This is a genomic window from Streptomyces sp. NPDC057854 (assembly GCF_042797055.1).
GTDB lineage: Bacteria > Actinomycetota > Actinomycetes > Streptomycetales > Streptomycetaceae > Streptomyces.
The window spans coordinates 18947-31389 of the sequence record NZ_JBHVMF010000030.1; the positions used below are offsets into that span (position 1 = coordinate 18947).

Genomic DNA, 12443 nt, shown 5'->3' on the forward strand with positions numbered 1-12443 from the left:
ACGACACGCTTCGACCAGTCTGCGGTGATCCGCCCGACTTTTCGAGTCGGGGCTCGGGGAGGCCGGAAACGGCCGGGGCCGGGCCCGCGGTCCCGTGGAGGACGCGGGCCCGGCCCCGGGCCGGACGGTACGCGGGGCGGTCAGGCGCCGATCGCGTGCAGGCCGCCGTCGACGTGGACGATCTCGCCGGTGGTCTTCGGGAACCAGTCGGAGAGCAGCGCGACGATCGCGCGGCCGGCCGGCTCCGGGTCGGAGAGGTCCCACTCCAGCGGGGAGCGGCTGTCCCAGACCTTCGCCAGCTCGCCGAAGCCCGGGATGGACTTGGCGGCCATGGAGCCGAGCGGGCCGGCTGAGACCAGGTTGCAGCGGATGTTCTGCTTGCCCAGGTCGCGGGCCATGTAGCGGCTGGTGGCCTCCAGGGCGGCCTTGGCCGGGCCCATCCAGTCGTACTGCGGCCAGGCGAACTTGGCGTCGAAGGTGAGGCCGACGACCGAGCCGCCCTCGCTCATCAGCGGCAGCAGCGCCATCGTCAGGGACTTCAGGGAGAAGGCCGAGACGTGCATGGCGGTGGAGACGGACTCGAACGGCGTGTTGAGGAAGTTGCCGCCGAGGGCGTCCTGCGGCGCGAAGCCGATGGAGTGCACGACGCCGTCGATGCGGTCGCCGAGGTGCTCGCGGACCTGGCCCTCCAGGCGGGCGAGGTGCTCGTCGTTGGAGACGTCGAGCTCCAGGACCTTGACCTTCTCCGGCTGGGGCAGCTTCTTGGCGATGCGCTCGGTCAGCGTCGGCCGGGGCCAGGCGGTGAGGATGATCTCCGCGCCCTGCTCCTGGGCCAGCTTCGCGGCGTGGAAGGCGATGGAGGACTCCATCAGCACACCGGTGATGAGGATCTTCTTGCCCTCGAGGATTCCAGCCATGATCAGTGACCCATTCCCAGTCCGCCGTCAACCGGGATGACGGCTCCAGTGATGTACGAGGCGTCGTCGGAGGCGAGGAACCGCACGGCGGCCGCGATCTCCGCCGGCTGCGCGTAGCGGCCGAGCGGGACCTGCGACACGATGCCCGCGCGCTGCTCGTCGGTGAGCACGGCGGTCATGTCGGTGTCGACGAAGCCGGGCGCGACGACGTTGAAGGTGATGTTCCGCGAGCCGAGCTCACGGGCGAGCGAGCGGGCGAAGCCCACCAGACCGGCCTTGGAGGCGGCGTAGTTGGCCTGGCCGGCGGAGCCGAGCAGACCGACGACCGACGAGATCAGGACGACGCGGCCCTTCTTGGCGCGGAGCATGCCGCGGTTGGCGCGCTTCACGACGCGGAAGGTGCCGGTGAGGTTGGTGTCGAGGACGGACGTGAAGTCCTCCTCGGACATGCGCATGAGGAGCTGGTCCTTGGTCACGCCGGCGTTGGCCACGAGGACCTCGACCGGGCCGTGCTTCTCCTCGATCTCCTTGTACGCCTGCTCCACCTGCTCGCTGTCGGTGATGTCGCAGCGGACGGCCAGGCAGCCCAGCGCGGCGAGCTCGGCCGGCGGCTCCCCCGACCGGTAGGTGTACGCGACCTTGTCGCCCGCCTCGGCGAACGCGCGGGCGATGGCGAGGCCGATGCCCCGGTTTCCTCCGGTGACGAGAACCGAGCGGCTCAACGGATCACCCTTTCGATCAGCGGTCTGGTACCTCGAAAATCTATCGGTCCCCTCCGCGATCCGCGGAATCGGTCCCCGACAGTGGCGTACGGATGTCACTGTCGGGTCCCTACATAAACCCCCTGGGCAATCCGGCCCGAAGCGCGACATGATCGGGGCGACCGGTCGTACACGACAGGAGACAGCTGTGCCAACTGAGGCCCATTCCATCGATCCGGCCTTCACGGCCCTGCCGCTGAGGGCGCTCGCCGACGCGGCGCTCGCGCGGGCGCGGGCGCTCGGTGCCGAGCACGCGGACTTCCGGCTCGAAAGGGTCCGCTCCGCCTCCTGGCGGCTGCGGGACGCCAAGCCGGCGGGCTCGTCGGACACCACCGACCTCGGCTACGCGGTGCGGGTGGTGCACGGCGGCGCCTGGGGGTTCGCCTCCGGGGTCGACCTCACCATGGACGGCGCCGCCCGGGTCGCCTCCCAGGCGGTGGCCATGGCCCAGCTGTCGGCGCGGGTGATCGCGGCGGCCGGGTCGGACGAGCGGGTGGAGCTCGCGCCGGAGCCGGTGCACGCGGACAGGACGTGGGTCTCCTCGTACGGGATCGACCCGTTCTCCGTCCCCGCCGAGGAGAAGACCGCGCTGCTCGCCGACTGGTCGGCGCGGCTGCTGCGGGCGGACGGGGTGGCGCACGTGGACGCCTCGCTGCTCACGGTCTTCGAGAACAAGTTCTACGCGGACACGGCGGGCACCGTCACCACCCAGCAGCGGGTGCGGCTCCACCCGGAGGTCACGGCGGTCGCCGTGGACGGCACCACCGGCGAGTTCGACTCGATGCGGACGATCGCGCCGCCGGTCGGACGCGGCTGGGAGTACCTGACGGGGACGGGCTGGGACTGGGACAAGGAGCTGGAGGAGATCCCGGAGCTGCTCGCCGAGAAGATGCGGGCGCCGAGCGTCCGGGCGGGCCGCTACGACCTGGTGGTCGACCCGTCCAACCTGTGGCTGACGATCCACGAGTCGATCGGCCACGCCACCGAGCTGGACCGGGCGCTGGGGTACGAGGCGGCGTACGCGGGCACCTCCTTCGCCACCTTCGACCAGCTGGGCAAGCTGGCGTACGGCTCCTCGGTGATGAACGTGACGGGCGACCGCACGGCCGAGCACGGGCTGGCGACGATCGGGTACGACGACGAGGGCGTCGAGGCGCAGTCCTGGGACCTGGTGAAGGACGGCACGCTCGTCGGCTACCAGACGGACCGGCGGATCGCGGCGCTGACCGGCCTCGGGCGGTCCAACGGCTGCGCCTACGCGGACTCCCCCGCGCACGTGCCGGTGCAGCGGATGGCGAACGTGTCGCTCCAGCCCGACCCGGGCGGCCTGTCCACGGAGGACCTGATCGGCGGCGTCGAGCGGGGCATCTACGTGGTCGGCGACCGGTCCTGGTCGATCGACATGCAGCGGTACAACTTCCAGTTCACCGGCCAGCGCTTCTTCCGCATCGAGAACGGCCGGCTGGCCGGCCAGCTGCGGGACGTGGCCTACCAGGCCACCACCACCGACTTCTGGGGCTCCATGGAGCAGGTCGGCGGCCCGCAGACGTACGTCCTCGGCGGCGCCTTCAACTGCGGCAAGGCCCAGCCGGGCCAGGTCGCGGCCGTCTCGCACGGCTGCCCCTCCGCCCTCTTCCGGGGCGTCAACATCCTCAACACCACGCAGGAGGCCGGACGATGAGCAGCCGCGCCAGCAAGCCGTACGAGATCGTCGAGCGGGCGCTGGAGCTGTCCCGCGCGGACGGGTGCGTCGTCATCGCGGACGAGGAGTCCTCGGCCAACCTGCGCTGGGCGGGCAACGCGCTCACCACGAACGGCGTGACCCGGGGCCGCACCCTCACCGTGATCGCCACCGTGGACGGCGCCGAGGGCACCGCCTCCGGAGTGGTGTCCCGTTCCGCGGTGACCGCCGAGGACCTGGAGCCGCTGGTGCGGGCCGCGGAGGAGGCGGCGCGGGCGGCGGGGCCCGCCGAGGACGCGCAGCCGCTGGTGGAGGGGGTGCCCTCCTCCCCCGACTTCACCGACGCGCCCGCCGAGACCTCCTCGGCCGTCTTCGCCGACTTCGCGCCGGCGCTCGGCGAGGCGTTCGCCCGCGCCCGGGCCGGCGGCCGGGAGCTGTACGGCTTCGCGAACCACGAGCTGACCTCCACCTACCTGGGCACCTCGACCGGGCTGCGGCTCCGGCACGACCAGCCCAACGGCACCCTGGAGCTCAACGCCAAGTCGCCCGACCGGTCCCGCTCCGCCTGGGCCGGGCGCTCCACCCGCGACTTCAAGGACGTCGACCCGGCGGCGCTCGACGCCGAGCTGGCGGTCCGGCTGGGCTGGGCCGAGCGGCGGATCGAGCTGCCGGCCGGGCGGTACGAGACGCTGCTGCCGCCGACCGCCGTGGCCGACCTGCTGATCTACCAGCTGTGGTCGTCGATGGCGCGGGACGCGGTGGAGGGCCGTACGGTCTTCTCCCGGCCCGGCGGCGGCACCCGGCTCGGCGAGACCCTGTCGCCGCTGCCGCTGACGCTGCGCAGCGACCCGAACGAGCCGGGCCTGGAGTCCGCGCCCTTCGTGATCGCGCACGCCTCCGGCGACGACGCCTCGGTGTTCGACAACGGCCTGCCGGTCGGTCCGGTGGAGTGGATGCGGGCCGGCGCGCTGGACCGGCTGATCACCACCCGGCACACGGCGGGCCTGACCGGTCTGCCGGTGGCGCCGGGGGCGGGGAACCTGATCCTGGACGGCGGCGGCGAGCGCCCGCTGGAGGAGATGGTGGCCGCCACCGAGCGCGGGCTGCTGCTGACCTGCCTCTGGTACATCCGCGAGGTGGACCCGGCGACGCTGCTGCTCACCGGTCTGACCCGGGACGGCGTGTACCTGGTCGAGAACGGCGAGGTGGTCGGCGAGGTCAACAACTTCCGGTTCAACGAGTCGCCGGTGGACCTGCTGTCGCGGGCCACCGAGGCGGGCCGGACGGAGCGGACGCTGCCGCGCGAGTGGAGCGACTGGTTCACCCGGGCGGCGATGCCCGCCCTGCGGGTGCCCGACTTCAACATGAGCTCGGTCAGCAAGGGCGTCTGACCCGCCTAGACTGGGCTGTCATCCCGTAACTAGCCAAGGAGACTGACGACCGTGACGGACATCGTCGACGAGCTGAAGTGGCGTGGGCTCTTCGCCCAGTCCACCGATGAGGACGCCCTGCGCAAGGCTCTCGCGGACGGTCCCGTCACGTTCTATTGCGGCTTCGACCCGACCGCGGCCAGTCTCCACGTCGGCCACCTGGTCCAGGTGCTCACCGTCCGCCGGCTCCAGCAGGCCGGTCACCGGCCGCTGGCGCTGGTCGGCGGGGCCACCGGTCAGATCGGCGACCCGCGGCCGACGGCCGAGCGCACCCTGAACGATCCGGAGACGGTCGCGAACTGGGTGAACCGGCTGCGGTCCCAGATCGAGCCCTTCCTCTCCTTCGAGGGGGAGAACGCGGCGGTCATGGTGAACAACCTGGACTGGACCGCCGGCATGTCGGCGATCGAGTTCCTGCGCGACATCGGCAAGCACTTCCGGGTCAACAAGATGCTGACCAAGGATTCCGTCGCCCGCCGGCTGGAGTCCGAGCAGGGCATCAGCTACACCGAGTTCAGCTACCAACTGCTCCAGGGCATGGACTTCCTGGAGCTGTACCGGCGCTACGGCTGCACGCTCCAGCAGGGCGGCTCGGACCAGTGGGGCAACCTGGTGGCCGGTCTCGACCTGATCCACAAGCTGGAGCCGGGCGCCGAGGTGCACGCGCTGGCGACGCCGCTGATGGTCAAGGCCGACGGCACCAAGTTCGGCAAGACCGAGGGCGGCGCCGTCTGGCTGGACCCGCAGATGACGACGCCGTACGCGTTCTACCAGTTCTGGCTGAACGTGGACGACCGGGACATCTCCACCTACATGCGGATCCTCTCCTTCAAGTCCCGCGAGGAGCTGGAGGAGCTGGAGGCGCAGACCGCCGAGCGGCCGCAGGCGCGGGCCGCCCAGCGGGCGCTCGCCGAGGAGCTGACGACGCTGGTGCACGGCGCCGAGCAGTGCGCGGCCGTCATCGGCGCGTCGAAGGCGCTGTTCGGGCAGGGCGACCTGGCCGAGCTGGACGAGGCGACGCTGGCCGCCGCGCTCTCCGAGCTGCCGCACGCCCGGGTGACCGAGCTGGGCCAGGTCGTGGACCTGTTCGCCGAGGTCGGTCTGGTGGCGAGCAAGTCGGCCGCGCGGCGCACGGTGAAGGAGGGCGGCGCCTACGTGAACAACGCGAAGGTGACCGCCGAGGACGCCGTCGTCGAGGCCGGCGAGCTGCTGCACGGCCGGTGGCTGGTGCTGCGGCGTGGCAAGAAGAACCTGGCCGCGATCGAGTACGCGGGCGCCTGAGCCCGGCGGGTCATCACGCCCGGGAGGCCCGGTACGGCGACTGCCGTACCGGGCCTCCGGTGTCTTCCGTGTTCTTGCGCGCCGGCCAGGCGCCGGTCAGGCGCGCCTTCTGGTGCCCTTCATCGAGGCCCAGAGCATGTCGCCGACGCCGACCACGACCACGGCACCGATGAGCTGGAGCAGGTGCCGGATCCAGTCGATGCCCTTGGTGTCGTTGACGCCGATCCAGGTGGCGACCGCGTTGCCCAGGACGCTGCCCAGAATGCCGAAGATCACCGTCAGCCAGAGTGGGATCTGCTGTTTCCCCGGGAGGATCGCCTTCGCGAGCAGACCCAGGACCAGACCGACGACGATCGCCCACAACCAACTCATATCCGCCTCCTTTGCGCATGTGGCCCCAGTTTCGACCCGTAAGCCATACGGCGCATGTCGGGCGCCACCGTACGAGCCCCGGTCTCGTCGGCCCGGAGGGCGGGGCGTACCGTGGAAAAGAGGTCCGGACGGGGAGGTCCGGCGTGAGCTGCGGGTGGTGGAACGCGATGCGGAAGCGCGGAGAGCCGGAGGTCTTCCGGATCACCGGGGCCCGGCAGGGGCTCGCGGACGACGTCCGGGGCAGGCAGCGGCGCTATGTGATCTCGATGTCGGTCCGGACGCTCTCGGTGATCGCGGCGGCGGTGCTGTGGAACGTGGAGCGGCACGTGGCGATCGTCGCGCTGGCGCTGGGGGTGCTGCTGCCCTACATCGCGGTGGTGATCGCGAACGCGGGGCGCGAGTCGACGCCGAAGCTGCCGTCGGCGTATCTGTCCGCGCCGGTGCGGCCGGCCCTCGGCCCGGCCGACGGCGGGGCGGAATCCGGAGCGGAACGGCCGTACGGGCACGCCTGAGGCGGACCCCTGTGCCCCGGTCACGGAACGTGGCGGGAACGCCGCCGGGAACCTCAAGAAAAGCTCAGATCAATCATGAAGTTCCGGTGCACCGCACCGGGGGTGCCGTGACATACTGCGTACGCGCTCCGCATCCCCCGTCGGAGCGACGGACCGATGCCGGGCAGCTCCCCCCGTGGCTGCTCGGCATCGCCCTTGCTGGACAATGTTCCGGTGATCAATGGTCCCGTGAGTGACGAGAAGCCGGTCTGCTCCGCGAAGGGCTGCCGGGCCGACGCCGTGTGGGTGCTCGCCTGGAACAACCCCAAGGTGCACACGCCGGAGCGGCGCAAGACCTGGCTCGCCTGCGACGAGCACCGCGAGCACCTCTCCCAGTTCCTGGGCGTGCGGGGGTTCCTGAAGGACGTCGTTCCGTTCGCCGAGTGGGACGAGGACGGGACGGGCGGGCCGGAGGCCGGGGACTCAGCCGCCGATCGCTGACATCGGACGGTCGGGCTGGAGGAAGCTCGGGTCGTCCAGGCCCGAGCCGGCCTTCTTCCCCCACATCGCCTTCTTCCACAGCGCGGCGACGTCGGCGTCCGGAGCGTCCGAGCGGAGGACGGCCCGCAGGTCGGTCTCCTCGGTGGCGAAGAGGCAGGTGCGGATCTGGCCGTCGGCGGTGAGCCGGGTGCGGTCGCAGGCCCGGCAGAACGGGCGGGTGACGGAGGCGATGACGCCGACCGTGTGCGGTCCGCCGTCGACGACCCAGCGCTCGGCCGGGGCGGAGCCGCGCTCGTCGGCGCCCTCCTCGGTGAGGGTGAAGCGGGTGCGGAGGGAGTCCAGGATGTCGCCGGCGGTGATCATGCCGTCGCGCTTCCAGCCGTGCTGGGCGTCGAGCGGCATCTGCTCGATGAAGCGGAGCTCGTACCCCTGCTCCATCGCCCAGGCGAGGAGGTCGGGGGCCTCGTCCTCGTTGAGCCCCGGCATCAGGACCGCGTTGACCTTCACGGGGGTGAGGCCGGCGTCGCGGGCGGCGGCCATGCCGTCGAGGACGTCGTGGTGGCGGTCGCGGCGGGTGAGGGTCTTGAAGACCTCGGGCCGCAGGGTGTCCAGCGAGACGTTGACCCGGTCGAGGCCGGCGGCCTTGAGGGCGGCGGCGGTGCGCTTCAGTCCGATGCCGTTGGTGGTCAGGGACATCTTCGGGCGGGGCTCCAGGGCGGCGCAGCGCTCGACGATCCCGACGAGGCCGGGGCGGAGCAGCGGCTCGCCGCCGGTGAAGCGGACCTCGGTGACGCCGAGGTCGGTGACGGCGATCCGGATGAGCCGGACGATCTCGTCGTCGGTGAGGAGGTCGGGCTTGGCCAGCCACTGCAGGCCCTCTTCGGGCATGCAGTAGGTGCAGCGCAGATTGCACCGGTCCGTGAGGGAAACGCGCAGGTCGGTGGCGACTCGGCCGTACGTGTCGAGGAGCACGGTCCCCCTCCCCTTCTCCAGGTTCGCTTCTTTTCCCGAGCCTACGTGACGGCGCGGACATCGGGCAGGGCCCGATTGTCACGAGGACGGCGCCGGCCGCGTCGTAGGACCCTACGACGCGGCCGGCCTCGGAGCGGTGCGACGCGTCAGTGCTGGACGGCGGCGGCGGTGCCGACGCCGGTGAGGGACTTGACCTCCAGTTCGGCGTACTTGCCCGCGTCCGGCTCCTCCTTGGAGAGGAGGGAGCCGAGCCAGCCGAGGAGGAAGCCGAGCGGGATGGAGACGAGGCCGGGGTTCTCCAGCGGGAACCAGTGGAAGTCGACGCCCTTGAACATCGAGCTCGGGCCGCCGGAGACGACCGGGGAGAAGAGGACGAGGACGACGGAGGAGACCAGGCCGCCGTAGATCGACCAGAGCGCGCCCTGGGTGGTGAACCGCTTCCAGAACAGCGAGTAGAGGATCGTCGGCAGGTTGGCGGAGGCGGCGACCGCGAACGCGAGGGCGACCAGGCCGGCGACGTTGAGGTCGCGGGCGAGGGCGCCGAGGGCGATCGAGACGATGCCGATGAAGACCGTGGACCAGCGGGCGGCCCGCATCTCCTGCTTCTCGGTGGCCTGTCCGCGCTTGATCACGTTGGCGTAGATGTCGTGCGCGAAGGACGAGGAGGACGCGAGGGTCAGTCCGGCGACGACGGCCAGGATGGTGGCGAAGGCGACGGCCGAGATGACGGCGAGGAGGATGGCGCCGGCGGTGGAGTCGGCGCCGCCGCCGACCTCCAGGGCGGTCAGCGGGGCCGCGGTGTTGCCGGCCTTGTTGGAGGAGGTGATGGTCTCCGGGCTCAGCAGGGCGGCGGCACCGAAGCCGAGGACGATCGTCATCAGGTAGAAGGCGCCGATGATGCCGATGGCCCAGTTGACCGACTTCCGGGCGGCCTTGGCGGTCGGCACCGTGTAGAAGCGGATCAGGATGTGCGGCAGGCCGGCGGTGCCGAGGACGAGGGCGATGCCGAGGGAGAGGAAGTCGAGCTTCGAGATCTCCGTGACGCCGTACTTGAGGCCGGGCTCCAGGAAGGCGTCGCCCTTGCCGCTGTTGGTGGCGGCGGCGCCGAGCAGGTCGGAGAGGTTGAAGTCGAACTTCAGCAGGATGAGGAAGGTGATGAGGAGGGTGCCGGCGATGAGCAGCACCGCCTTCACCATCTGCACCCAGGTGGTGCCCTTCATGCCGCCGATGGTGACGTAGACGATCATCAGGACGCCGACGAGGGCGACGATCGCGATCTTGCCGCCGTCGCTGGAGATGCCGAGGAGCAGCGAGACGAGGACGCCGGCGCCGGCCATCTGGGCGAGCAGGTAGAAGATCGAGACGACGATGGTGGAGGTGCCGGCGGCGGTGCGGACCGGGCGCTGGCGCATCCGGTAGGCGAGGACGTCGCCCATGGTGAAGCGGCCGGAGTTGCGGAGCGGTTCGGCGACCAGGAGCAGGGCGACGAGCCAGGCGACGAGGAAGCCGATGGAGTAGAGGAAGCCGTCGTAGCCGTAGAGGGCGATGGCGCCGGAGATGCCGAGGAAGGACGCGGCGGACATGTAGTCGCCGGAGATCGCGAGGCCGTTCTGGAAGCCGGTGAACTGCCCGCCGCCGGCGTAGAAGTCGGCGGCGCTGCGGGTCTGCCGGCCGGCCCAGACGGTGATGGCGAGGGTGGCGATCACGAAGGCCGCGAAGAGGGCGATGATCAGCGGCCGGTGCTCGGTGGTGGCGTTGCCGGCGGCGAGCAGGGCGGGGGCGGTGGCGAGGGTGCTGCTCATGCGTCGCCCTCCAGTCGGGCCTTGATGGCCTCGCCCTTGGGGTCGAGGCTGCGGGCGGCGTGGCGGGAGTAGAGCCAGGCGATGAGGAACGTGGTGGCGAACTGGCCGAGGCCGAGGACGAGCGCCACGTTGATGTTGCCGAAGAGGCGGGTGCCCATGAAGCCGCCCGCGTAGTTGGAGAGCAGCACGTAGAGCAGGTACCAGGCGATGAAGGCGATCGTGAGGGGGAACGCGAAGGAGCGGTAGGTGCGGCGGAGTTCGCCGAACTCCTCGCTCGCCTGGACCTCGACGAACTGCTCCGTGGTGGGCCGGGCGGGGCCGGGGTCGGTCCCGGAGCCCTTTCTCTGCGGCGGCGGTGCTTCGGTAGCCACGGAATCTCCTCGTGACGCGGGGACGGACGGCATGGTCAAGGGGGCCTCACCGGGGGGTGCGGGAACGGGGCGCCTGCTGGAGCCCCTCCCCTGCTCAACGGCACGGAGCCGGATGCGAAGTGGTTCAGCGGAGTGGATTTCTCCGCGGGAATCTTCATGAAGTCTTCTCAACTCATTGATGCGCGGGGAGGGGGGCGATAGCTTCACTCGTCATGCACCTGACCGTGCGCAACCCCGTGCCCGGTCAGTACATACGGATGATGTGGAGAACCCATGGCTCATCTGGGATCGAGGCGCGGCCGAGTACTCGCTCTGCCTGCTGGTCTCGCGCTCACCGCTTCGCTCGGCTTCCTCCCCTCCGGCGCCGCCTCCGCCGCGGAGCTGAGCGATGCCCCGGCGGCCGCCACCGCCGCGTCGACGGGCGAGAAGCTCTCGTACGTCGTCAACATCGAGGGCGGTCGCTGGACCGCCGCCTCGGTGAAGAAGGCGATCGCCGCCGCCGGCGGCGAGGTCGTGATCGCGTACGACCAGATAGGCGTGATCGTCGTCCACTCGCAGAACCCGGCCTTCGCGCAGCAGATCCGCGCGGTCCGCGGTGTGGTGTCGGCGGGTGCGACCCGTACCGCCCCGCTCAAGGTCCAGGGCGACGACTCCGTGGGCGACGCCTCGCAGGAGCTGACCGCGGCCGAGGCCACCGCCGCCGCCGCGACCGCCTCCGACGGGCAGGACCCGCTGGAGCCGCTGCAGTGGGACCTGCCGGCCATCAAGGCGGACCAGGCGCACCAGAAGACCCTCGGCAGCAGCAAGGTGACGGTCGCCGTCATCGACACCGGCGTGGACGACACCCACCCGGACCTGGCGCCGAACTTCGACACCGCCGCCTCCGCCAACTGCGTCTCCGGCAAGCCGGACACCACGGCCGGTTCGTGGCGCCCCAACCCGGGCGAGTCGGACCACGGCACCCACGTGGCCGGCACGATCGCCGCCGCCAAGAACGGCGTCGGCGTCACCGGTGTCGCCCCGGGCGTGAAGGTCTCCGGCATCAAGGTGTCCACCCCGGACGGCTTCTTCTACACGGAGGCCGTGGTCTGCGGCTTCGTGTGGGCGGCCGAGCACGGCGTCGACATCACGAACAACAGCTACTACACCGACCCGTGGATGTTCGCCTGCAAGACGGACGAGGACCAGAAGGCCCTCGTCGAGGCGGTCACCCGGGCGACCCGGTACGCGGAGAAGAAGGGCACGGTCAACGTGGCCGCGGCCGGCAACTCCAAGTTCGACCTGGCGGCGGACACCATCACGGACACCTCCAGCCCGAACGACAGCACGGCGGTCACCCGTGACATCGACCCGAGCGAGTGCTTCGACTACCCGGCCCAGCTGCCGGGCGTCGTGACGGTCTCGGCGACCGGCGCGAAGGACCTGAAGGCGTCGTACTCGAACTACGGTCACGGCGTCATCGACATCGCCGCCCCCGGCGGTGACCGCACCGAGTTCCAGACCCCGGACGCCCCGGCGGTCAACGGCCGCATCCTGTCGACCACGGTCAAGGGCGGCTACAACTACAAGGCCGGCACCTCGATGGCGTCGCCGCACGCCGCCGGTGTGCTCGCGCTGCTGAAGTCGACGCACCCGAACGCGAGCCCGGCCGCGCTGAAGGCGCTGCTGTACGCGCAGGCCGACGAGCGCTCCTGCACCAACCCGTACGACATCGACGGCAACGGCACCGTCGACGCCGTCTGCGAGGGCGGCAAGCAGAAGAACGGCTTCTACGGGGCCGGTCTGGTGGACGCGCTGGACGCCGTCCGCAAGCACTGACGCCCGTCGCCGGAAGAGGGCCCCGGTGTGGTCTGCCACACCGGGG

At 71.0% G+C, this 12443-nt stretch carries 12 protein-coding genes; 6 read left to right on the plus strand and 6 right to left on the minus strand.

Annotated features, from left to right (window positions below; genetic code table 11):
* Positions 1-140: 140 nt before the first annotated feature.
* Together fabI and fabG are read right to left on the minus strand one after the other, a co-directional pair.
* Positions 141-917, minus strand: a complete 777-nt coding sequence (gene fabI, locus ACFVQZ_RS32070; RefSeq protein WP_030492754.1) for an enoyl-ACP reductase FabI — start codon at positions 915-917, stop codon at positions 141-143.
* Positions 918-919: 2 nt separating this feature from the next.
* The gene (gene fabG / locus ACFVQZ_RS32075; protein WP_030492755.1) at positions 920-1639 is read right to left on the minus strand and encodes a 3-oxoacyl-[acyl-carrier-protein] reductase; all 720 of its coding nucleotides are present in this window, start codon (positions 1637-1639) and stop codon (positions 920-922) included.
* A 208-nt stretch (positions 1640-1847) separates the two neighbouring features.
* Here fabG and ACFVQZ_RS32080 point away from each other — a divergent pair, with 208 nt between their 5' ends.
* From ACFVQZ_RS32080 to tyrS, 3 genes are read left to right on the plus strand one after another with little or no spacing between them, the layout of a single operon-like run.
* Positions 1848-3359: a TldD/PmbA family protein gene (locus ACFVQZ_RS32080; RefSeq protein WP_383628338.1), complete on the plus strand. Its 1512-nt coding sequence runs from the start codon at positions 1848-1850 to the stop codon at positions 3357-3359.
* Positions 3356-4750, plus strand: coding sequence for a metallopeptidase TldD-related protein (locus ACFVQZ_RS32085; RefSeq protein ID WP_383628286.1), 1395 nt, complete (start codon positions 3356-3358; stop codon positions 4748-4750). The genes ACFVQZ_RS32080 and ACFVQZ_RS32085 overlap by 4 nt, the downstream gene beginning before the upstream one ends.
* Before the next feature lie 51 nt (positions 4751-4801).
* Entirely contained in the window at positions 4802-6070 is a 1269-nt protein-coding gene (tyrS, locus tag ACFVQZ_RS32090; RefSeq protein ID WP_030492758.1) for a tyrosine--tRNA ligase, read from the plus strand.
* Between the two features lie 96 nt (positions 6071-6166).
* Here the strand turns inward: tyrS and ACFVQZ_RS32095 are convergent, their stop codons facing one another.
* On the minus strand, positions 6167-6442 hold the full coding sequence (locus ACFVQZ_RS32095) for a GlsB/YeaQ/YmgE family stress response membrane protein (protein ID WP_030492759.1): 276 nt from the start codon (positions 6440-6442) through the stop codon (positions 6167-6169).
* A 167-nt stretch (positions 6443-6609) separates the two neighbouring features.
* Here ACFVQZ_RS32095 and ACFVQZ_RS32100 point away from each other — a divergent pair, with 167 nt between their 5' ends.
* Positions 6610-6954 carry a DUF3099 domain-containing protein gene (locus ACFVQZ_RS32100; protein WP_030492760.1) on the plus strand — a complete coding sequence of 115 codons (345 nt, stop codon included), beginning with the start codon at positions 6610-6612 and terminating at the stop codon, positions 6952-6954.
* 228 nt (positions 6955-7182) lie between these two features.
* Positions 7183-7434, plus strand: a complete 252-nt coding sequence (locus tag ACFVQZ_RS32105) for a hypothetical protein (protein WP_036413664.1) — start codon at positions 7183-7185, stop codon at positions 7432-7434.
* Here ACFVQZ_RS32105 and moaA read toward each other — a convergent pair.
* From moaA to ACFVQZ_RS32120, 3 genes are all read right to left on the minus strand, one after another.
* A complete protein-coding gene (moaA, locus tag ACFVQZ_RS32110; protein ID WP_383628289.1) occupies positions 7417-8406 on the minus strand; it encodes a GTP 3',8-cyclase MoaA in 990 nt (329 codons plus the stop codon). The two genes, ACFVQZ_RS32105 and moaA, sit on opposite strands and share 18 nt — an antisense overlap.
* A 146-nt stretch (positions 8407-8552) precedes the next feature.
* On the minus strand, positions 8553-10208 hold the full coding sequence (locus tag ACFVQZ_RS32115) for a cation acetate symporter (protein ID WP_383628291.1): 1656 nt from the start codon (positions 10206-10208) through the stop codon (positions 8553-8555).
* A complete protein-coding gene (locus ACFVQZ_RS32120; RefSeq protein ID WP_030492764.1) occupies positions 10205-10579 on the minus strand; it encodes a DUF485 domain-containing protein in 375 nt (124 codons plus the stop codon). The genes ACFVQZ_RS32115 and ACFVQZ_RS32120 overlap by 4 nt, the downstream gene beginning before the upstream one ends.
* 273 nt (positions 10580-10852) lie before the next feature.
* Between ACFVQZ_RS32120 and ACFVQZ_RS32125 the strand changes: the two genes are divergently transcribed.
* The gene (locus tag ACFVQZ_RS32125) at positions 10853-12397 is read left to right on the plus strand and encodes a S8 family serine peptidase (protein WP_383628293.1); all 1545 of its coding nucleotides are present in this window, start codon (positions 10853-10855) and stop codon (positions 12395-12397) included.
* Positions 12398-12443 lie beyond the last annotated feature (46 nt).

What these genes read in the sequence shown, in the direction of transcription:
- ACFVQZ_RS32085 (WP_383628286.1), top strand. Translation starts at nt 3,356, where the DNA reads ATGAGCAGCCGCGCCAGCAAGCCGTACGAGATCGTCGAGCGGGCGCTG.
- ACFVQZ_RS32115 (WP_383628291.1), bottom strand. Translation starts at nt 10,208, where the DNA reads ATGAGCAGCACCCTCGCCACCGCCCCCGCCCTGCTCGCCGCCGGCAAC.
- fabI (WP_030492754.1), bottom strand. Translation starts at nt 917, where the DNA reads ATGGCTGGAATCCTCGAGGGCAAGAAGATCCTCATCACCGGTGTGCTG.
- ACFVQZ_RS32100 (WP_030492760.1), top strand. Translation starts at nt 6,610, where the DNA reads ATGCGGAAGCGCGGAGAGCCGGAGGTCTTCCGGATCACCGGGGCCCGG.
- ACFVQZ_RS32095 (WP_030492759.1), bottom strand. Translation starts at nt 6,442, where the DNA reads ATGAGTTGGTTGTGGGCGATCGTCGTCGGTCTGGTCCTGGGTCTGCTC.
- ACFVQZ_RS32125 (WP_383628293.1), top strand. Translation starts at nt 10,853, where the DNA reads ATGGCTCATCTGGGATCGAGGCGCGGCCGAGTACTCGCTCTGCCTGCT.